The sequence below is a fragment of the Methylobacterium sp. genome, assembly GCF_019745455.1.
Classification (GTDB): Bacteria; Pseudomonadota; Alphaproteobacteria; order Rhizobiales; family Beijerinckiaceae; genus Methylobacterium.
Genome location: NZ_JAIETD010000169.1, coordinates 1 through 22,091 on the forward strand (window position 1 = coordinate 1; position 22,091 = coordinate 22,091).

Annotated in this window: 9 protein-coding genes; all 9 read left to right on the plus strand. The window is 64.5% G+C overall.

Annotated elements, in window-relative coordinates:
- On the plus strand, positions 1-569 hold a 569-nt coding region (locus tag K2Y56_RS25560; RefSeq protein WP_292514754.1), incomplete at its 5' end, for a hypothetical protein.
- Positions 559-2,097, plus strand: a complete 1,539-nt coding sequence (gene pelF / locus K2Y56_RS25565) for a GT4 family glycosyltransferase PelF (protein ID WP_292514757.1) — start codon at positions 559-561, stop codon at positions 2,095-2,097. The genes K2Y56_RS25560 and pelF, both read left to right, overlap by 11 nt.
- A 3-nt stretch (positions 2,098-2,100) precedes the next feature.
- On the plus strand, positions 2,101-3,501 hold the full coding sequence (gene pelG / locus K2Y56_RS25570) for an exopolysaccharide Pel transporter PelG (RefSeq protein WP_292514759.1): 1,401 nt from the start codon (positions 2,101-2,103) through the stop codon (positions 3,499-3,501).
- 36 nt (positions 3,502-3,537) lie between these two features.
- Entirely contained in the window at positions 3,538-4,860 is a 1,323-nt protein-coding gene (locus K2Y56_RS25575; RefSeq protein WP_292514762.1) for a polysaccharide biosynthesis/export family protein, read from the plus strand.
- 45 nt (positions 4,861-4,905) lie between these two features.
- Positions 4,906-5,826: an MJ1477/TM1410 family putative glycoside hydrolase gene (locus K2Y56_RS25580; RefSeq protein WP_292514765.1), complete on the plus strand. Its 921-nt coding sequence runs from the start codon at positions 4,906-4,908 to the stop codon at positions 5,824-5,826.
- Between the two features lie 752 nt (positions 5,827-6,578).
- Positions 6,579-16,391 (plus strand): peroxidase family protein, encoded by a 9,813-nt coding sequence (locus K2Y56_RS25585; protein WP_292514768.1) that lies wholly within the window; start codon positions 6,579-6,581, stop codon positions 16,389-16,391.
- A 59-nt stretch (positions 16,392-16,450) separates the two neighbouring features.
- Positions 16,451-18,217, plus strand: a complete 1,767-nt coding sequence (locus K2Y56_RS25590; protein ID WP_292514771.1) for a type I secretion system permease/ATPase — start codon at positions 16,451-16,453, stop codon at positions 18,215-18,217.
- Positions 18,214-21,324, plus strand: coding sequence for a cadherin-like domain-containing protein (locus K2Y56_RS25595; protein ID WP_292514774.1), 3,111 nt, complete (start codon positions 18,214-18,216; stop codon positions 21,322-21,324). Before K2Y56_RS25590 ends, K2Y56_RS25595 begins: the two co-directional genes overlap by 4 nt.
- Before the next feature lie 29 nt (positions 21,325-21,353).
- Positions 21,354-22,031: a biotin/lipoyl-binding protein gene (locus tag K2Y56_RS25600; RefSeq protein WP_292514776.1), complete on the plus strand. Its 678-nt coding sequence runs from the start codon at positions 21,354-21,356 to the stop codon at positions 22,029-22,031.
- Positions 22,032-22,091 lie beyond the last annotated feature (60 nt).

The window sequence follows — 22,091 nt, forward strand, 5'->3', positions numbered from 1 at the left end:
GCCGCATGGCCCGATGGCCACCCCAATCCCCGCCAAAGCGGTCCTCGAATTTACACCTCGTCCGCGGACGCTACCTGCTGGGGCAGGCCCTGCAAAGCGCGGAACCGAGCATTCGCGTTCACGCGGCAGCGGTCTCCGTCAAGCTGCGAACCCGGGCGCGCCTGGATTTCCAGCGGCTCGCCGAGCGCGGATCCGCTGCCTGCTCCCCGGACGAGCTCGCAGCCGAGGCGACGCAGCTGGTCCGGATCGCTGAGGGCGGATTTCTGGACGAGGCCAATGCTCTCACGGCGCGGGAGGCTGCAGTCGACCTCTGCCGAACCGCACTTAAACTCAAACCGGACCATGATGTGTCCGCAAGCATGCTTTGCTGCCTTCTCGCCGACCTGCGGCATTGGGAGGATGTGTTGACTGAGCACGCGGCTGCGACGGCCAACGCCCAGGCCATCGCCGCACCACTCGCGCAGAGCCTGATGAATCTACGCCGCATCCGTGAGCTGCACGACGTGCTAACGCGGCCTGCCCTTCCGGTCGCGACATCGAACCTTTGGGGCCCTCGTCATGCGCCTTAGGCCTCAGCACCGACCGAAGCAGATCGAAGCCGATATCTGCCTGATCGTGGAAGGCTGTTATCCCTATGTCCCGGGCGGCGTCTCGTCCTGGATCGATTGGCTGATCAGAGGCAATCCTGGCCTCACCTTCAATGTGGTGGCGATCGTCGCCGGCTTGGAGCCGCGTGAGGCGCGCTATAGCCTGCCTGACAACGTCATCGGTTTCCAAGATCTCCATCTTCATAGTGATTTCCGCTCGGCGATTTGGCGGAAACCCGATGACACCTGTGTAGTCGAGAGCGTTCTGGCCGAGAAGCTGATCGATCTTGTCAGGGGCGGAGGCTTCTCTACGTTTCGCGATCTCGTACGCCTCGTCAACGATCCGGAGCACGGCCTCTCGTTGACGAACCTGATGGCGTCTCCGCTCTCCTGGAATGTCACCTGCCAGATGTACGAGCGACTGATGCCGCATGCATCGTTCCTGCACTTCTTTTGGGCTTGGCGAGCTCTCTTCGGCGGCCTGTTCGCGGTCGTCAAAGCGCCCCTTCCGCAGGCACGGGTCTATCACACGATCTCGACCGGCTATGCCGGTCTCCTCGCGGCGCGGGCCGCGATCGAGACAGGGCGCCCAGCCCTGATCACTGAGCATGGAATCTATACCAACGAGCGCCGCATCGAGATCCTGATGGCGGAATGGATCTGCGACACGGTCGACAAGGGCATTAGGCTTCACGACGAGCGCGTCGACCTGCGCGACATCTGGATGCAGATCTTCGATGCCCATGCGCTGATCTGCTACGAAGCCTGCAGCCAGATCATCACGCTCTACGAGGACAACCAACGGCTTCAGCGAGCGCTGGGTGCGCCGCCCGAGCGACTTGCCGTGATCGCCAACGGCATCGACCTTGCAAAATTCGCTACCATCCCCGCCGCTCCGGGCACGGCGACGCCGACGATCGCGCTTATCGGCCGGGTCGTGCCGATCAAGGACGTGAAATCCTTCATCGAGGCCGCCTCCATCCTGCGCCGCAACGTGCCGAACCTGCGCGCGCTCATTCTCGGCCCGACCGATGAAGATGCCGGCTACTTCGAGGAATGTCTCACGCTGGTCCGCGATCTAGACATGTCCGAGACGGTCCAGTTCACCGGTTCGGTCAAGATCGTCGACTATCTCGCTGAGATCCACGTCGTCGTCCTGACGAGCCTGAGCGAAGCTCAACCGCTCGTCATTTTGGAAGCCGGCGCGGCGGGCATCCCGTGCGTCGCCACCGATGTCGGATCCTGCCGCGAGATCCTGGAGGGACGAGCTTCCGAAGTTCCGCGACTCGGGTCCGGTGGCACCGTCACGCCCCTCGTGGATCCCCGTGCGACGGCGGGCGCCATCGAGGAACTTCTCCTCGACGATGGCCGTCGGCGCTCCGCTGGCGAGGCGCTGCGTGCCCGGGTTCGCCGCTACTACGCCTCGGAGGACGTGCTCGCGACCTACCGGGAAACCTATTCGCACTTCCTCGAAACGGCCCGCACGGGTGCCGCCTTGGCGGAGGCTTGAAAGATGGCGGGGATCGGGTTCGAACTACGTCGTCTCGGTGGACGCGACGAGATCCTGGGGCCAGTCGCGGCCGTCGCCCATGCGGCTATCGTGTCGGCCGGTCCCTGGCTCTACACCGTCATGGCGATCCTGGTGATCGGTGAAGCTGCCGGTCCCGTGATGGGTGAGGAAGCACTCGCGACCTTTCGGGTGCTCGTGGTCTACGTGTTCTCGCTCTCGCTGGTCGGTACCGCGCCCGTCGCGATGGTGGGCACGCGTGTTCTCGCCGATGCCCTTTACCGCCGGCAATACGACGATGTTCGGGCTCTGTTCGCCCTGACGCTCCTCGGGAGCTCCGCGGCGACGCTCGCACTCTCGGCGTTCGTTTTCCTCTTCCTCGTCGCCACCACTCCGGACGTCGCAGCTGCGGGAATCGCAGCGTCCCAAATCGTCAGCATGGTCTGGGTCGGCCTCGCGTTCTGCGGTGCCGTCCGGGAGTACCTCCAGGTGACGCTCGCCTTCGCGCTCGGACTCCTCGCCGCCGTCGGACTTGCGGTGACGGCAGCCCTCAGCGGCTCCGGTCCCGTCGCGATGATGTGGGGCTTTGCTGCTGGGTTCGTGGTGGTCTTCCTCTGGCTTACGGCGAGCTTCGCAGCGACTTTCCCGGCACCCTGCCGGACGCTCTCGACGGCGCGTGCCGCTTTCCTGCAGAGGCTTCGCGGCAGCCCCTCGCTAGCGATCGGGGCACTTGCGGGTGGTCTAAGCGTCTGGATCGACAAGTGGATCGTCTGGATGAGCAGCCATGGCGAGCGAGTTGACGCCGGCCTGATCCACGCACCTCTCTACGACGGCCCGATGTTCATTGCGAGCCTGACCGTCGTCCCCGCGCTCGCGCTCTTCGTGACGAGCCTGGAGACGACGTTCTTCGATCGCTACCGGTCCTACTTTCAGTCGATCGACAACCACGCCACGCTGAAGACGATCCGACGGCAGGCGCAGATCCTGGAGCGCGAGACGACACGGACGCTCGCCGGCATCATGATGGTGCAGACGGCTCTGTGCATCATCGTGGTGCTCACAGCCCCGGCGATCGTCGAAGCGGTCGGCCTCCAGTTCCGGCAAATCGGCGTGCTGCGCATGGGCACCGTCGGGGCTCTGTTCCAATACCTGTTCATGTCGTGCTCGGCGCTGCTGATCTTCTTCGATGCGACTCGGATCTATGCCGTTTTGCAGGTCATCTTCCTGGCCGCCCTCGCCAGCCTGACATTGGCCTTCTCCGAACTCGAGCCGAGCACCCTCGGCGCTGGCTACATGGTGGCCTCCATCACGGCAGGCTTCGCCTCTCTCTTCGCCCTCATGAGGGTCCTGAAATCGATCGATTTTCGTGTGTTCGTCGGCAGTGCCACGAGCGCGCAGCAGATCTGAGCAACGCGCGGACCTGACCCGCGCACGGAGGCGAACATGTCACTCAACAGGTGGTGGGAAGCGAGACGGCGTGGCGCCCGGATGCTCGGCACCCTGGCTCTTCTGGTCATGGGAGGCTCGCCGGCCGTGGCAGGCGTCGAGCCCTTGCTCAGGGTCGGGGACCGTTTGAAGGTGACGTTCTTCGAGATGATGGAGGTGCCCGACACCTCCGAACCAGAGAAGGCTGGGCCACGTGAGCCAGCGCCGCCCCTCCTCCAGACGGTCTATCCACGGGTCGACCTCTCGGGCGAATACGCCGTTGAGCCCGGTGGCCAGGTGGTGCTGCCGCTCTTCGGGGCCATCGATGCAGCCGGCCGGCCGGCATCGGCCTTCAAGGCCGACCTCGGCGAGGCTTTCGACCGGCTGTTTCGGCGCCGCTGCAACGTCACGGTTTCGATGGTCCATCGTGCGCCGATCTACGTCGTAGGCGTCGTACGCAACCCGGGTTCCTTCCCGTACGCGCCGGGCATGATGGTGATCCAGGCGGTAGCGCTCGCCGGCGGGGACTTGGAGAACGGCGCTCCCGCGCAGGCCATTGAGACCACGCGGGAGCAGGAACGGCGGGACGGTGCGCGAGATCGCCTCAAAGGGCTGCTGGCCCGCAAGGCGGTCCTGATCGCGGAGCGCGATGGGACGGTTGCGGTCAAGTCGCCCGCCCTGCGCGATCTGATCGGAACGGACGCCGCGGCCGCCCTGCTGGCCAGCGAGCAGCGTATGGTGCAGCTGCGGGCGCAGAACCTGGCGATCGCCCGCGGAGCCCGCGAACGGGCGATCGCGGCCATTCACGACGAGATCGACCTGTTGCGCCAGCGGGTGGCGAACTTCGATGCGCAGGTGAAGGTGAGGGGCGAGCGCCTCAAGATGATGGAGGCGCTGTTTGCCCGACAGGTCGTCGAGAACGAGCGCGTTGCCGACGTGCGGCGGGACTATGTGGACATGGAAGGGCGCCGCCGCGATATCGAGATCCTCCTCTTGCAGACGGAGCAGCGACAGGAAATCGCCAAGAAGGCACTGGAGCAGGGCGATCTCGAGCGCCGCCTCAACCTGGAGCGAGACCTCACGCAGGTCGAGACCGATATCCAGCAGACCGAGCGCGCCTATGTCGCCTTGAATGCAACGGCCGCGCTCATGGCACGCACGAACCCGGCGCCTGGCCGGGAGGCGGGGACCGTCGTGTACGACGTGATCCGGCGCACCGGTGATGCCACCGAAACCGTACGCGCTGCCGAGTTCGATTCCCTCGAGCCGGGGGACGTCCTTCGCGTGAGGGTCGGACCGACCGAGAAGGCAAAAGCCGTCGATCAGGTCGCGGAGAAGTAGGGGCAGTCACATTCAGGACGTGAAGAACTTCGGGACGTGAGGAACATGGCAACGCTCATGACACGCAGGCCGCTGATCCTCTCCGGGCTCCTCGGCGTCGCCGGCATCGTTGGGGGTCTTGGAGCTGCCCCTCTGCTGGGACGTCGGACGTCGGCGAATCTCGCCGGCGTCACCGTCGAACGCTGGGGCTGCCAGTATCAGCGCATCGAACCGGGATCGATCGCCGCCTCGGACCTGGACCTGATCGTGGTCGATCCGATCGTGGAGGGCGAGCGTCTGGACGCGCAAGGCATCTCGGCCCTTCGAGCCAAGCCAGGGGGCGGCAAGCGGCTCGTCCTCGCCTATCTGAGCGTAGGTGAGGCGGAGAGCTACCGTGCCTATTGGAAGGCCGGCTGGCGCGAGGCGCCTCCGTCCTGGCTCGGCCCGGAGAACCCTCGCTGGCCCGGCAGCTTCGCGGTGCGGTACTGGCAAACGGAGTGGCGCAATGTTCTGCTTGGGGAAGAAGGCACCTTCGAGGCGATCCTATCGGCCGGCTTCGATGGCGTCTTCCTCGACCGAGTGGATGCCTACGGAGATTGGCGTGGTCGCGGCGTGCAGGCCCAGCGCGACATGATCGATCTCGTGACGACGCTGTCATCGACCGCGAAGGCGCGCCATCCGGGGTTCCTGATGATCGCCCAGAACGCCGAACCGCTCCTCACGAACGAGGCCTATTGCGGGGCGATCGACGCCGTCAGCAAAGAAAGCCTCCTCTACAATCTCCATGGCGAGGGCGTTGCCAATTCCGACGCCGACATCCAATGGAGCCTGACCTATCTCGAGAAAGCGCAGGCACGCGGGCTGCCGATCCTCGCGATCGAGTATATCGACGACACGGTGAGCCGCCTGAAGGCGCGAGCGCGCCTGACCCGCCTTGGCTTTGTTCCGTTCTTCGGCAATCGCCTGCTCGATAGACTGCCCGCCTGAGGCGCGAGCTCTTCGAAACCGGCCTGCGCAACAGCGCGGTCCGCGATGTGAGGAAGTTGCGTCGGGAGTCGAAGGGGAGCGCACGCAGCCGTCCTTCCGCACCGTCGTCGATACACCTCGCGCCACAAGCTGCGGCCCGTTCAGCATCATGCACAAGACCGTTTGCGCCTAAGTCCCGCCGACACGAACTTGGGTAGTTACCACGCTCTGGCCCATCGGGGAGCTAAGCCCTTGCGAGCCATAGAAATGGTCGACCGCGTCACCCTCAAGATGCCAAGAGGATCATAAGTCCCTACATGCGGACTGCTTCAGATGATGACCATGCGCACCCTCACAGCAATTCAACGGAGTAGCTGCAGCTATAAAAAAATTTCAGAGGCTGAAGGAAAAACCTTCAAATCAGGAAATTACCTTCAGCGTTGAGGGTTTTTTAAGGTTTCGATCTTCGCCGGAAAGTGGAACCTTTGCGCTCACTGAGGCGGTCGTCCTGAAATAGGGAGCGCCTCACGACGGACAGGGCAGGCCTTCGCCCCCTGCGTCGCGCGGAGGAGTTCATGATGGCTCATCCCAAACGGCGGCCCCAGGGGCGTCTGCCCGCGATGCGGCCCGTCGCGCCTCCAGGCCGGCCGCGCCGACACCGATAATCCATCCGACTTCTTCGCGACCCAAAGCATCCATTCGCCGCCGCAAGCCCGGCGGGCCGGCATGAGCATGCCTGCGCCAAACGGGCCCAATCCCCAGGGGGAAATGTCATGGCCTTCAAGCTGAACCAAGCGGATCTCGCCTTCGTCCTCAAGCAGATCAAGATCGGCGAAGCGAATGCCAACGGCATTCCCCTGACGGAGATCGTAATCGGCGCCGATGGCAACCCCATTATCAGTCAACTTGACCCTGCCTATACGCTTGTTGAGCGGCCTGACGGTAGCACGACCTATCGTGCAACTAATCCCAATGCTGCGCGCGCCGTTCCCGACGATCAGGCGCCCTACGGCATCCGTACCGTCGATGGCTCCTACAACAACCTCGTGGAAGGCCGCGAGATGTGGGGCGCGGCTGGCCATGGCATGCCGCGCCTGCTCGATGGCGGGGCGTACCTTAACGAGGCCGACGGCGACTCTCTCGCCTTCGGTCCGAACACCGTGCTTAGCAACACCAACTATACGCCCGGCACGATGACAAATCTCGGGCCGGGCACGGTCGTCGACGCCGATCCGCGCCTGATCTCCAATCTTGTCTCGGACATGAGCCTGAACAACCCCGCGGCGATCGTCGCTGCGTTGACCTTTGCCGGCGCGGAGAACGCCTATGCCACGCTTGCCGAGATCCAGGCCGCTTCGGCTTCCTGGGCGGCAGATCTGGCTGTTCTTCTGAAACCGGGCACGACTCCGGCCGACCTGGCGGTAAAGGCAGTCGCACAAGCCAATCTCAACACATTTCTCGAAGACTACAGCCTCGAGGTTGACGCGTCCGGCTCGCTGTCGATCCCCAATGTCGCACCGGATGAAGGCCTATCGGCGCCATTCAACAGCTGGATGACGTTCTTCGGCCAGTTCTTCGATCACGGCCTCGACCTGATCTCCAAGGGCAGCGCCGGTACAATCTACATTCCGCTGAGCCAGGATGATCCGCTCTACAATCACGCGACCCCTCACACCAATTTCATGGTTCTGACGCGCTCGACCCCCGTCATCAACGCGGAGGGCGAGCAGTCGCAAAGGAACGTCACGACCTCCTGGGTCGACCAGAACCAGACCTACACTTCGAACGCATCGCACCAGGTCTTCCTGCGCGAATACGAGCGCAATGAAGAGGGCGATATCGTAACGACAGGCCGCCTGCTGGACGGTCTTAAGGACGGGTCCAAGAATGGCTTGCCGACATGGGCCGACGTGAAAGCGCAGGCCTTAGAGATGCTGGGAATCCGGCTTGAAGATCGCGACATCGGTGCGGTGCCGCTACTCCGCACTGACGCTTACGGCGAGTTCGTTCGCGATCCCGTCACCGGCTACGCCCAGCTGATCGTGGGTATCGGCGCCGACGGCGTCCCCAACACGGCCGACGACATCGTGGTCTCCGGCACGCCGAGCTCGCCGGTCAACCCGACGACGGCAGGCGCCATTCGGACGCAAAACGCCTTCCTCGACGACATCGCCCACAACGCCGTTCCGACCGGCGTCTACGATCATGACAACGACCCGCAAACCTCAATGGTCGCCATCGCCGCCGATGCCGACACCGACACCGGCAACGCCATCGCCACGGACTCGCGAGGCAACCGCGTTGCCTACGACAACGAGCTTCTCGACCGTCACTTCATCACCGGCGACGGGCGCGGCAACGAGAATATCGGTCTCACCACCGTCCACCACGTCTTCCACTCCGAGCACAACCGCCAGGTCGAGCTGCAGAAGGCGACCATCCTCGGGAGCGGCGACCTCGGCTTCATCAACGAGTGGCTGCTTACCGACGTCTCCGCGATCCCCGCCGATCTCGGCACGCTGAACTGGGACGGCGAACGCCTGTTCCAGGCTGCCCGCATGGCGACCGAGATGCAGTACCAGCACCTCGTGTTCGAGGAGTTCGGCCGCAAGATCCAGCCGGCGATCGACCCCTTTGTGTTCAACTCGGTGACGGACATCGATCCTTCGATCTTCTCCGAGTTCGCCAACGTCGTGTATCGCTTTGGCCACTCCATGCTGACCGACAGCATGCCACGCGTTTTCCTCGACGAGAGCGGTAACGTCACGTCTCAGGACGACATGGGCCTCATCGCCTCGTTCTTGAACCCGGTGGTCTTCAACAACGACGGCACACTTACCGCTGAAGAGGCTGCCGGTGCCGTCGTGCGCGGGATGACCACCGAGCGCGGCAACGAGATCGACGAATTCCTCACGGGTGCGCTGCGCAACAACCTGCTCGGCATTCCGCTCGACCTTGGGGCCATCAACATCGCCCGCGGTCGCGACACCAACATGCCGACGCTGAATGAGGCGCGCGAGCAGCTCTACGCGGCCACCGGCTCGAGCTTCCTCAAGCCCTACGAGAGCTGGGCGGAACTCGCCACCAACCTCAAGAACCCGCTATCGGTAGTGAACTTCATTGCTGCTTACGGGACGCACCCGTCCCTAGCCGCGCGCCTAGCGGCACCGACGACGGCGGATCCGGATGCGACCCGTGAACTCAATGTCGCGGAGAAGCGGGCCGTGGCTATGGAACTGGTATTCGGGGTGAGGGCGGACGGCACGCCCTCCCAGATCGGGGATCGCACCGCGTTCCTCAACAGCACCGGCGCATGGGCTCCCGCGGGTCTCGACGGTGTAGCCGGCAATGCCGACGATCGCGAAACCGGCCTCAACAACATCGACCTCTGGATCGGCGGCTTGGCCGAGAAGAAGATGCCGTTCGGCGGCTTCCTCGGCTCGACCTTCAACGCGGTATTCGAAGCGCAGATGGAGAACCTGCAGGACGGCGACCGCTTCTACTACCTGACCCGCACGCAGGGGCAGAACTTCCTCACGGAGCTGGAACAGAACTCGTTCGCCAAGATGATCATGGCGAACACCGACATCTCCAATCCTGGCCCCGACGGCATCCGCGGCACCGATGATGACATTGTCACGCGTCATATCGGCGTCGATTCCTTCGCCACCTACGATTACGTCTTCGAGGTCAACGCGGCGAACCAGGCCGACTACGATCCCACCAATGCGAGCGCCTCGGGCGTCGACCCGACCGGCAGCGACCCGGTGCTCGAAGCCCTCGGCATGGGCAAGGTTGTGCGCGACAATCCGGCTACGCCGGAATCGGACACCCACTACTTCCGCACCTTCGGCGGCGAGCACGTCGTCGTGGGCGGGACCAACCAGGCCGACACCATCATCACCGACTTCGGCGATGACGGCATCTGGGGCGACGGCGGCGACGACCGGATCGAATCCGGGGCGGGTGTCGATCTCGTCAACGGTGGCGCCGGCGACGACATCATCACCGACTCGGGCGACACCGGGGACTTCCTGAAGGGCGATTCCGGAAACGACGTCATCGCCAACTCCAACGGCCTCGACATTCTGATGGGGGGCACCGGCAACGACGTGTTCTTCGTCGGCGTAGACGACACCGAAGTCTTCGCTGGCGAGGGCGACGACTTCGTCCTCGGCGGCGACGGCGTCGACCTGCTGATCGGCGGCGAGGGCAGCGACTGGATGGAGGGCGGCGGCGGCTTCGACACCACGGCGGGCGACAATTCCGAGCTGTTCTTCAACAGCGCGATCAAAGGCCACGACGTCATGTTCTCCGGCTCGGAAGAGCACGATTTCGACGCCGAATCCGGCGACGACATCATGGTCCAGGGCGAGAGCGTCATGCGCAACGAGGGCATGTTCGGCTTCGACTGGGCGATCTTCAAGGGTATGGCGCTCGACGGCTACGCCGACATGCGCATCCCGATCTTCACGACGGAAGAGGCGGACACGCTCCGCAACCGCTTCGACAAGACGGAAGCGCTGTCGGGCTGGGACAACGACGACACCCTGATCGGCGACGATCGCGTGCTCGGCGATATCGCACCCGGCGACACGGTGGCCACCACGGAAGCGATCTTCTTCAACGACGGCCTCGACCAGGCCGGTATCGACCGCATCGCGGGCCTCGACGAGATCGTCTCGGTGGGAACGACCGGCTTCTTCGAGAGCGGCAACATCCTGCTCGGCGGCGGCGGCTCGGACAACATGCGCGGCAATGGCGGCGACGACATCCTGGACGGCGACCGCTGGCTGAACGTGCGCATCAGCATCCGCGCCAGCACCGACGGCACCGGACCGGAGATCGCGACGGTCGATTCCATGCGGCACGTCTTTGCCGCCGGTCAGACCAGCAGCGAAGGACAGGCAATCCCGACCGCCTGGCACGGCAAGTCGCTCTTCGAGCTGATGATCGCCCGTACCATCACGCCCGCCCAGATGCAGATCACCCGCGAAATACTGGAGACGGGCGTTGGCGCCACCGACGTCGATACCGCATATTACAACGACACCTTCCTCGCAGCCGATGGCACCGCCAACTACACTATCGTCGAGAATGATGACGGCAGCTTCACCGTCAGCCACGTCAACGTCACGGTCGGGGTTGTCGACCCGCTCACCGAGCGCAACCTTGTCTCGGACGGCGTCGATACGCTGCGCAACATCGAGGTGCTGCAGTTCGCAGACCGGGCGATCTCGCTCGTCAAGCCGACGCTCGAGCTGAACGGCTTTGACTCCACCACCCGCACCTGGGGCGACAATTTCACCGCCCGCACCTACAATAACAACAATGCGACCGCTACGGAGGATTTCAACGGCCCCTGGACCGAAGCCTTCGATGGGGCGGGTAGTGCCACCGCTGGCAGCGTACAGATCACGGCAGGTGGAACGCTCACGTTCTCTCAAGGCAATCTCGACGACGCCTCCGTAACCCGCACTTTGAGTCTTGCGGGCGCCGCGTCAGCGACGGTGACCTTCTCCATCAACGATACGGGCGTCACCGCGCTGCCTCTTGGCTTGGGCGATAATGAAGAGATCATATTTGAGTTTGCGGCAGACGGCGTCAACTTTGTGACGCTGCAGACGTTCGACGGCAACAACGGCGGCAACGACCTTCTCTTCACGCTGCCGACCGACGTGCCCTTCGGTGCCGCAGCTGCGATCCGCTTCCGGGCCAACAACACGCTCGACCCGAGCGGCGGAATATTTCAGCCAGCGGAATCCTTCTCGATCGACAACCTGGTGATCAGCGCCGTCTTCCAACAGCCGGCTACACCCCCGTCGATCAACGTCACGACGAGCTTTACCGAGAACGCGGCCACGATTCCAATCGCGTCCGATCCGCGCATTGCCGACGACGGGCAGACGCTCGTCTCGGCGCGCATTGTTCTGACGAACACGTTCCCAGGAGACACCTTCGTGATTCCGGAGGCGCTGACGGGCCCCAATGCCGCGATCACGGCCACCACCCAAACGGTCGGATCGACCTTCGTCGTCACCTTGACGGGAACGGCTTCGATCGCCGCCTACCAAGCCGCGATCCAGTCAATCGGCTACCGCAGCAACAGCGAAAATCCTGATCTGACGCCGCGCGTCATAGAGGTGACCGTCAATGACGGCTTCTTCAATAGCAATGTCGCGCGCACGACCGTCAACGTCACAGCGGTTAACGATCTGGTGGTCGCCAACAACGACACGATCCTCACCAATCTCGCACCGGGCACCCCGATCGTCGTGCCGGAATCGATCCTGCTGGCCAACGACATCGACCCGGACACGATATTGGACATCACGGCCGTATCCAGCCCGAACGGGCTGACGGCCGCCCTGAACCTAGGTTCGATTACGGTTACCGATTCCGCCGCGCCTGATGGTTCGTTCATCTACACGACCAACGGTGGGTCTGACACGGCCACGGTGACCCTCGACACGGTGGTCAACACAACGACGTACAATGAGAACTTCAACAACGATCCAAGCTACACCAGTAACGACGTCATCTGGACGGACGACTGGGTAGAGACCCTAGACGACAACAGCAGCACGTCGGACAACGGCCAGATCCGCATCACCGCCGATACTGATCGTCTGGAATTCGACAACGGAAGCGATGTCGCCAACAGCAACGGTGCGGTGATCCAGCGGGGCCTGGCCGGGCTCGCAGGCGCACTCTCGGCGACCATCTCCTATGACGTCACTGAAAACCTGGAAGCCGGCGAACAGGTCTTGGTACAATTTTCGAGGGACGGCATCAGTCTCCAGACGGTGCAAACGATCGGCAGCACGAACAATGGTGCGGACGCCGCCAATCTGGTCCTGAATGGCCCATTCACCGCGGGTGCGTTTATCCGCTTCACCGCGTCTGCGATGGACGACGCCAATGATCTTGTCAGCATCGACAACATCAGCATCGGGTTCACCAACCCCGCAAACAGCATCAACGGCGGCGGCGGCGGCGAAATCCTGATCGGCGACGTGAACGGCTCTGCGTTCAACGCGGCTGGCGGCAACGACACCATCATCGGTGGCTTGGGCAACGACACGATCAATGGCGGCACGGGCGATGACCTCATCGTCTGGAACGCCAATGCGTCGGGCGCAACGGACGGGCGGGATTTCATCAACGGCGCGGAAAACACCGACACCGTGCGCATCATAGGCAACGAGGCCAGCGAGGCCTTCGTCGTCTACAGTCGTCAGGCAGCGCAAAGCGACGGCATCGCGATCCAGAACCTCAACACCGAGATCGTCATCACCCGCAACGGTCAGGTGGTTACGGAGCTCGACAATATCGAGGAGATCATTATCGACACCGGTCTGGGCAACGACACGGTGACCACTCGCGGCGACTTCAATCCGACCAGCCTCAACTTTTCGACGATCACGGTCAATGATGGTGGCGGGGACGATACCGTCGACATCTCCGGCATGCGGTCGGCGCACCGGCTCGTCTTCCGATCGAACGGCGGCAGCGACAAGGTGATCGGACCGATCCGCCCGCAGGATTTGATCGAGGGTCAGGGCGTCACACGGGTCGAGACGCCCTCGCAGGAGACCGTCGCCAACCTCGATGACGAGGATCTGGAAGATCTGCTGGCCATGGTCCGCGACGGCCTTGTCCGCGATGCCTCCGGCTACGGCAACAACATCGAGAACCCGAACTATGGAACGGCCGGCCAGAACTTCATCCGGCTGACCGATGCCAGCTACACCGACGGCGTCTCGGGAGTCCGCGGCACGGCGCTGACACCTCGCGAAATCTCCAACATCGTCTCCAACCAGGACAACAATGGCGACGGCGTCGAGGAGAGCATCCCGAACCAGTTCGGCGGCACCGCCCTGCTTACCTTTTTCGGCCAGTATTTCGACCATGGCCTCGATTTCGTCGCGAAGGGCGACCCGGGAAACGTCCAGATCGGCGGCCAAGGCTTCCCAATCAGCGCGCCGCGGTCGAACATCGTCGAAGGCACTGGCGTGGATCCTGACGGTGTACCGAACAACGGAGACGAGATCGCGGCCGAGTACGTCAACAACGTCTCGCCCTTCGTCGACCAGAACCAGGCCTATGGCTCGCACGAGGCCATTACGGACATTCTTCGGCAATGGGTGCCGGGAGACGGCGGGGAGCCGCAGCAGACCGCCTATCTCCTCACAGGTGCGACAGATGCATCTGGCTACCATCTGCTGCCCACCCTGACCGACATCCGGGAGAATTACCGGGTGATGACCAAGGGTCAGGAACTGACGGCTGCGGACGTGTCGGACTATGACGGCACTGGCCAGGCCCTCCTGATCGACTTCATACCAGCCTTCATCACGCTTCCGGACGCGACCGAGCCGAGCCTCGATCTCGATGCGATCGGTCACTACTTCGTCGCTGGCGACGGACGCGTGAACGAGAACGTGATGCTGACCTCGATCCATACGATCTGGGCCCGGAACCACAATTTTTGGGTCGACAAGATCCGGGAAGAGACCAGTGGAGCCTGGACCGAGGAAGAGTATTTTCAGACAGCACGCATGATGAATATCGCCGAATATCAGCAGGTGGTGTTCACCGAGTTCACCGAGGCGATGGCCGGCGGCCTGGTCGAGGGCGACGACGAACCGGACGTCGAGCATAACTTCCAGGGCTATGACCCGACCGTAGATGCTTCGATCTCGATCGAGTTCGCGCAGGCGGCGTACCGCTTCGGACATTCGATGCTCAACGAGAATCTGAGCTACGTGAACGCCGATGGCGTGACCGTCCAGCTTTCGCTGGTCGAGGCCTTCCTCCGGCCGGACCGCGTCGCCGATCTGGGGATCGAGGGCTTCCTCGCCGGCGCGGTCGCCGATCAGCACCAGGCGATCGACGTGGACATGGTCAACGCGCTACGCAACCAGCTCGTCGGTCGACCCCTCGATCTGGCCGCGCTCAATATCTTCCGCGGCCGCGACATGGGCATCGCTCCGTTCAACGAGGTGCGAGCGCAGCTCTTCGAACGGACCGGCATCGAAAGCCTGCGTCCCTATTCGGGCTGGGACGACTTCCAGGCTCGCAACGGTGTGTCCGATGCGGTTATGGCTCAGCTGAAGCAAGCCTATCCGGAAGGCTTCGGCACCATGGACATGTGGAGCGGCGGCCTGGCCGAGAAGCCGACCCATGGCCAGCTCGGGTCGACCTTTGGCCATATCTTCCTGGAGCAGATGGATCGTCTCCAGCATGGCGACCGATTCTACTACCTGGAAATCTTCGACGACTCGATCTTCGAGAATGCCCGGACCTTCTCGCAGATCGTCGCCCGCAACACTGGCCTCACCGACCTACCCGCCAACGTCTTCCAGAACGGCACGATCCAGCCACCGGTCGACGAGGATGAGGACGACGATGGCGAACAGCCGAGTCCCGATACTCCGCCAGTCGACGACGGTGACGACGACGATAATGCCGGCGGCGGCGAGGATGAGGGCGACGAGGACGAGGAGGAGGACGAGGAGGAGGACGACGATACCACCGGCGGCGGCACCGATGACGACGACGGCACCGACACTGTCGAGTGCGGCGGCGACGACGACACCACCAATCCGGGCACCGGCGGGGGGACGACCGGCGGCACCACCACGGGGGGCGGGACGACCACGCCGCCAGCGGAATCGACCACGAATTTGGTGGCAGGTACCGCCAACGCCGATGTCCTCTCGGGGACGGCGGGGGGCGACACCGTCCTCGGCCTTGCGGGGGACGACAACATCCTCTCGGGGGACGGCCCGGACGTCGTTCGTGCTGGGGACGGCAATGACTTCGTCGATGCTGGCGGCGGTCGTGATGTCGTTTTCGGGGGCGCCGGCGACGACGACATCCTCGCAGGAAGCGGGGACGACATGCTCTACGGTGACGGCGGCGCGGACCGGATCCTTGCCGGAGCCGGCAACGACCTGGTGACCGCCGGGACCGGGAACGACGACGTGATAGGCGGTGACGGTGCCGACCTCATTGTGGCCGAGACCGGAGACGGCGATGACAGGTACTGGGGCGACGAGATGGGTGGCGGTACCGGCATCGATACGCTCGACCTGTCCGCCATCAGCGCCAACATCACCGCCAATCTCGGTACCGGCCTCGCGGGCCGCGGCAGCGCGTCGAGCAGTCAGTCGGGAACAGATACCCTCTGGGGGATCGAGAACCTCGTCGGCGGCTCGGGCAACGATGACATCACCGCGAGCGATGCGGTGAACGTGATGGATGGTGGCCTCGGGGCCGACACCTATCGCTTCCAGACGGCTGCAGCGGCGAACGGAGACACCATCGCGAGCTTCCAGCCCGGCGACCGGGTCGACCTCAGCGCCATCGACGCGAACCAGGGCGTCGCCGGCAACCAAGCCTTCACGCTCGCGACGGGAGCGGCCTTCACCGGGGTGGGTCAACTGCTCGTCACAGAGGAGACCCGGGCGGACGGAGATTACACCGTCATCCAGGCCAATACGGGCGGCGACGCGACCCCCGAGTTCCGTCTCAGCATCAAGGGAAGCCCTGCTGCCACCGCTGCGGACTTCGCCCTCTGACGCCGGAGGGGCCCCGCCCGGGGCCCCTCCCCTTACCATGAGCGCAGGGGGACCTCGACATGCGTTCCAAGGACCAGAAGCAACTCGCCAAGAAGAGAAGCGCCGAGCGGCTGACCCGCCATTTTGGGATGCCGTTCGTCTTCCTGTTCGGGATGTCCGGGATCATCAACATCCTGGCCCTGACCGGCTCGTTCTACATGCTGCAGGTGTACGACCGCGCCCTACCGAGCGGCAGCCTGCCGACCCTGATCGGTCTGTCGACACTCGCCATCGGGCTATACTTCTTCCAGGGCATGTTCGACGTGCTGCGGCTCCAGATCCTGGTCCGCATCGGCGCGCAACTGGACCGGCGCATCGCTCCCCTCGCGCAGCGCGTCTCCATCGACATGCCACGCTACGGCTTCTCCACGGCGGAAGCGATGGAGCGTAGCCGCGACGTCGACACGGTGCGGGGGTTCCTCGGAAGCCCGGGTCTGGTCGCGCTCTTCGACCTTCCCTGGACGCCGGTCTTCCTCATCTTCGTCTACATGCTCCATCCCTGGCTCGGGGGCCTGACCATAGGCGGGGCGGTGCTGCTGACCTTCATCACCATCCTTACCGAACTCCTGACCCGGCGCTGGACGGGCGCGACCCAGCAGGCCGTCGTGGCCCGCAATGCCATCGCCGACTCGAACGCCCGAAACGCCGACGTCCTCAAGGCGATGGGCTTCGCGGAGCGCGCGGTCGACCGGTATCGCCTCGCCAATAACGAGCATCTCGAACTGCAGACCAAGACCACGGACGTTGCCGGGACGTTCGGGGCGGTCTCGCGCGTCCTGCGCATGATCTTGCAATCGGCCGTGCTCGGGCTCGGCGCCTACCTCGTCATCGGCGGCGAACTTTCCGCCGGCGCCATCATCGCCGCCTCGATCACGTCGGCTCGCGCTCTGGCGCCCATCGATCAGACCGTCGGCAACTGGAAATCCATCTCTGTCGCGCGGACGGCCTTCGGGCGCCTGAAGGAGACCCTGGTGGCGCTAGCCGGCGTCGAGAAGCCAATGGCGCTCCCGATGCCACAATCGTCCCTGCGGGTCGGCCAAATCACCGTCGCCGCGCCGGGTTCGGGACGCATCCTGCTCTCGGACGTCGGCTTCGAGCTCAATGCGGGTCAGGCGCTCGGCGTCATCGGCCCGAGCGGCGGCGGCAAGACTACGCTCAGCCGGGCGCTTACGGGAATATGGCCGGTCCTGCGCGGCGGGATCCGCCTCGATGGTGCCGACCTGCCACAATGGGACGAGGAGAGCCTGGGACGGATCATCGGTTACCTGCCCCAGGAGGTCAGCCTCATGGACGCGACGGTCGAGGAGAACATCTCCCGCCTCGAGGAGAACGCCGACCCGGCCCTCGTGGTGGCGGCCGCCCGCGCCGCAGGCGTTCATGAGATGATCCTGCGGATGCCCGAGGGTTACCGCACGGAGCTTGGTCCCTTCGGCACGGCCTTATCGGGAGGCCAGCGCCAGCGCATCGGCCTCGCCCGGGCCCTTTACGGCAACCCCTTCCTGCTCGTGCTCGACGAGCCGAACTCCAACCTCGACGGCGAGGGCGAGGCTGCGCTGGCAGCTGCCATCCAGGGTGTTCGCGCCCGCGGCGGCATCGCCATCGTCATCGCGCACCGCCCGAGCGTCCTGGCGGCCGTCGACACCATCGCGGTCATCCAAGACGGCAAGCTCACCGCTTTCGGGCCCAAGGAGGCCATCCTCGGCAAAGTGGCCCGTGAGGCCTCACAAGCCTCCGATCCTTCCCGCGTCGCAAGGGAGCGCTCCGTCGCGGAGCGGGTGACGGCATGATGATCGAGACCAAGGGGACGAAGGCGGCCGGGGCCGCGGAGGGCGCGCAGAAGTACGCCTCGAAGGCCGACGAGGCCAAGTCGGGCACGCCCTACTACGTAGCGCTCGCTGTTGCAGCACTGGCGGCCTACCTCAAATCGCTGTTCCAGACATCTTCTCAGGCGATAGCGCAGGTCGAGGAGGAAACGGCACAGCCTAAAGCAGGGGCCAGGCTGACGGTCATTCCGCCTCTTTTCGACGAGGCAGAACTGGTTGAACCACATACAAAGATCGGAGTCGCCCCAACGTTTGCCCCGCAGCTGGAGGCACCGACCACGCAGTACGATTCTGCGCAATTTCTTCAAACCCGGGCACTGCAATTCGCCAAGCCCGATCCGGCGACGGACCTCAACGACTTCAAGGCATCTCCCGTCATCCCCATGCCGACCAACGATAATGGCGGCGTGGCCTCCGGTGGCGGCGGTGGAGGCGGGCGCGATAAGGATGACGTCGAGAAAGAGCCTGATAGGAAAGAACCGGACGGGCAGGTTGCCGATGACCATATTTCGCCGGAGGCCGGCGAGACCGATCCGGGTGGTGGGAACATCGGACCTGCCCCGGATCGGACGCCATCGAACGACGATGATGGCGCCGTCGGCCGGCGCAACCGCGCCCCGGTCGCAAGTGGTCCCGTCTACCTTGCGGACGTGTCTGGCTGCACCCTGCTCCCCATCGCGCTCTCGGACCTCCTGCGGAACGTCGAGGATCCCGATGGTGATAGCCTCTCGGTGCGCAACCTCACGGTCTCGTCTGGGACCCTGGTCCGCGACGGCGACGGTTGGGTCTACGACGGTGACAGTATTGGTCCCGTCACCATCACCTACGAGGTGACGGACGGCGAGTTCTGGGTCACCCAGACGGCGGTTTTCAACGTCGTCGAGCGAAACCAGATCGTCGGGACGAACGGCGACGATCTCCTCCTCGGCACGCTGTGCGCCGACGAGATCGACGGCCGGGATGGCAACGATAACATCGAGGCGCGTGACGGGGCCGATGTCGTCGCCGGGGGCGCCGGCAACGACCACATCGTGGCGGGTGCTGGCGACGATGTTGTCCAGGGCGGGGCCGGCAACGACGTCGTTCTGGCCGGCAGCGGCGGGGATCATGTGTCCGGCGGAACCGGCCACGACCGCCTGTTCGGAGAGGGAGGTAACGACCTCCTGTTCGGCGATGCCGGGGATGACCTCCTCGACGGTGGGGAAGGCAGCGACATCCTGATGGGCGGTACGGGGAACGACATCGTCGTCGGCGATCTTGGGGATGATCGCCTCGACGGCGGGGACGACGACGACCTTGTATTCGGTGGACCCGGGCGGGACGTCGTCTCCGGAGGCTCTGGCAACGACGACCTGGAGGGAGGATCCGGCAACGATGTCCTCTCCGATGGGGCCGGCCGGGACGTGGCCTCGGGGCAGGACGGCGACGACGTCCTCTTGGCCGCGCTGGACGGAGAGGACGACCGCTTCGAGGGCGGCGCTGGCGATGACACCCTCGACCTGTCGGGTACGACGTCCGGTGTCGTCGTCGACCTTACTGCTGGCACTACCGATGGGGCGGAGACGGGCCGGGACCAAATCCAGGGCATCGAATCCGTGCTCGGCGGCTCCGGCAACGATACCCTCATGGGCAATGCGCAGGACAACCGCCTCTTCGGAGGAGCCGGCCAGGACCACATATCGGGCGCCGCCGGCAGCGATTGGCTCGACGGAGGCGCTGATGACGATGTGCTTTCCGATGGAACCGGGTCCGACACCGTGATGGGAGGTTCGGACAACGACGTCATCACCGCCGCCTCCGACGGTGAGGTGGACCACTTCGACGGCGGGCTGGGTCGGGACGAACTTGACCTTTCAGGCACGATAGCCGGAGTGGTGGTCGACCTTGCTGCAGGTACCTCGGTCGGCTGGGAGACCGGGCAGGACGTGCTTTCCGCGATTGAGGACGTGAGGGGAGGGTCCGGCGATGATGCCCTTACGGGCGACGGCGGAGCGAACGCCCTCGCGGGCGGAGACGGCCGGGACCGCATCTCAGGGGGGGGCGGAAACGACCATCTCGACGGGGGTGCTGACGACGACTACCTCTCCGATGGGACAGGCTCCGACAGCGTGGCGGCCGGTTCCGGCGACGACGTCATCGTCGCCTCCTCCGACGGAGAGTCCGATCGCTTCGAGGGCGGGGTGGGCGAGGATGTACTCGACCTCTCCGGAACACGGACCGGCGTCTTCGCCGACCTCCTATTGGGCGCTGTCAGCGGGACCGAGACCGGGCAGGACTTCGTCTCTGGTCTGGAGGGGCTGATCGGCGGCTCAGGCAACGATTGCTTCTTGGGGAGCCAGGAAGATGACCGTCTCGCAGGGGGCGAGGGCGACGACCGCATCTACGGCCGCGACGGGAACGACGCCCTCGACGGCGGCTCCGGACGGGATATCCTCCACGACGGGGCGGGGAGTGACCGCGTGAGCGGCGGTGCGGGGGACGACCTGATCCGGCTGGCGAGCGATGGAGAGAGCGACTCGGTCTCCGGCGGCGAGGGCTGCGATACCCTCGACCTCAGCGAAGCGACCCAGGACCTGCTCGTCGACCTCGTAAGCCAGGTCGTGTCCGGCACCGAGCAGGGCGAGGACATGGTGGATTCGATGGAGCGGATCGTGTCGGGCTCCGGCAACGACCGCTTCGTCATCGGCGCGAACAGCGTCGCCATCACGGGCGGCGACGGCGACGATGGCTACGAATTCGTTCCGGTCCCTGGCGGCAAGGAATCAACTCGGGCCGTGGAAATCACCGATTTCTCCGTCGGGGATTACATCAGCCTGCTTAAATACACTTTGTTCGAGGAAGGTCAGGGAACACTGGGCCGGTCGCTGGCGGAGGCGATGGAGCACAATGCGGGCACTTTGGCAGGCATCCAGTACCGCTCCGCACGCATGGACGACGGCGACGTGACCATCATCACGGCCGACCTCGACAGCGATGACACCTTCGAGACGACCATCATCCTCGACGGGCAGCACACCCTCCTCTTCGTTGAGGCGGAGCGCCCCTCCCCGTCCGCGTCGACGGGCGCCTGACCCAGACATACCAGAATCGGGACCGTACCATGCGCAACGCACCAGCCGGCAAGTCTTCCCTCCGGGTAAGTACGACCCTCGACCACAGCCACGAGCCTTCCTTCTCGGTGGTCCCGCGGATCGTCCTGGGGCTCTCGCTCTCGGCGGCGCTCCTGGTCGGGGTCGGGGGGTGGGCCGCCACGACCAACCTCAACGGTGCCATCATGGCGCCAGGTTCGATCACGGTGGAGCAGCACGCCAAGACGGTCCAGCACCGGGACGGGGGCGTCGTCGGCGCCATTCTCGTGCGGGACGGACAGGCCGTGAGGGCCGACGAGGTCCTCATCCGCATCGACGACGCACAGACCCGCGCAGAGCTCGCCATCGTCCGGGGCCAGATGGTCGAGCTCTCGGCCAAGAAAGCTCGCTTGATGGCCGAACGCGACGGGTTGCGGAGCATCGCCTTCCCCTCAACGCTCCTCGGCGGCGACGCCGAGACGCTGTCGATCCTCGACGGCGAGAGCCGGATGTTCCGGGGCAATCTCTCGAGTCGGGACAGCCAGCGCCAGCAACTCGAACTCCAAATCGGGCAAGTGGCGGAGGAACTCGCCGGTCTGATCAAGCAGAAAGACGCCAAGCGAGACGAGCTTGTCATCCTCACGAGCGAGCACACAAAGCTGCAGGGGCTCGTCGACAAAAACTTGTTCGAGAGTGTTGATTTCCGCTGAGAGTTGACCCGGCGTTTTCGTTGAGAAGTGACCCAGGTTCAGGGGTTGATGTTTATCATT

Excerpts from the sequence above, each read along its gene's own strand:
- pelF (WP_292514757.1), top strand. The coding sequence starts at position 559 with ATGCGCCTTAGGCCTCAGCACCGACCGAAGCAGATCGAAGCCGATATC.
- pelG (WP_292514759.1), top strand. The coding sequence starts at position 2,101 with ATGGCGGGGATCGGGTTCGAACTACGTCGTCTCGGTGGACGCGACGAG.
- K2Y56_RS25575 (WP_292514762.1), top strand. The coding sequence starts at position 3,538 with ATGTCACTCAACAGGTGGTGGGAAGCGAGACGGCGTGGCGCCCGGATG.
- K2Y56_RS25580 (WP_292514765.1), top strand. The coding sequence starts at position 4,906 with ATGGCAACGCTCATGACACGCAGGCCGCTGATCCTCTCCGGGCTCCTC.
- K2Y56_RS25585 (WP_292514768.1), top strand. The coding sequence starts at position 6,579 with ATGGCCTTCAAGCTGAACCAAGCGGATCTCGCCTTCGTCCTCAAGCAG.
- K2Y56_RS25590 (WP_292514771.1), top strand. The coding sequence starts at position 16,451 with ATGCGTTCCAAGGACCAGAAGCAACTCGCCAAGAAGAGAAGCGCCGAG.
- K2Y56_RS25595 (WP_292514774.1), top strand. The coding sequence starts at position 18,214 with ATGATGATCGAGACCAAGGGGACGAAGGCGGCCGGGGCCGCGGAGGGC.
- K2Y56_RS25600 (WP_292514776.1), top strand. The coding sequence starts at position 21,354 with ATGCGCAACGCACCAGCCGGCAAGTCTTCCCTCCGGGTAAGTACGACC.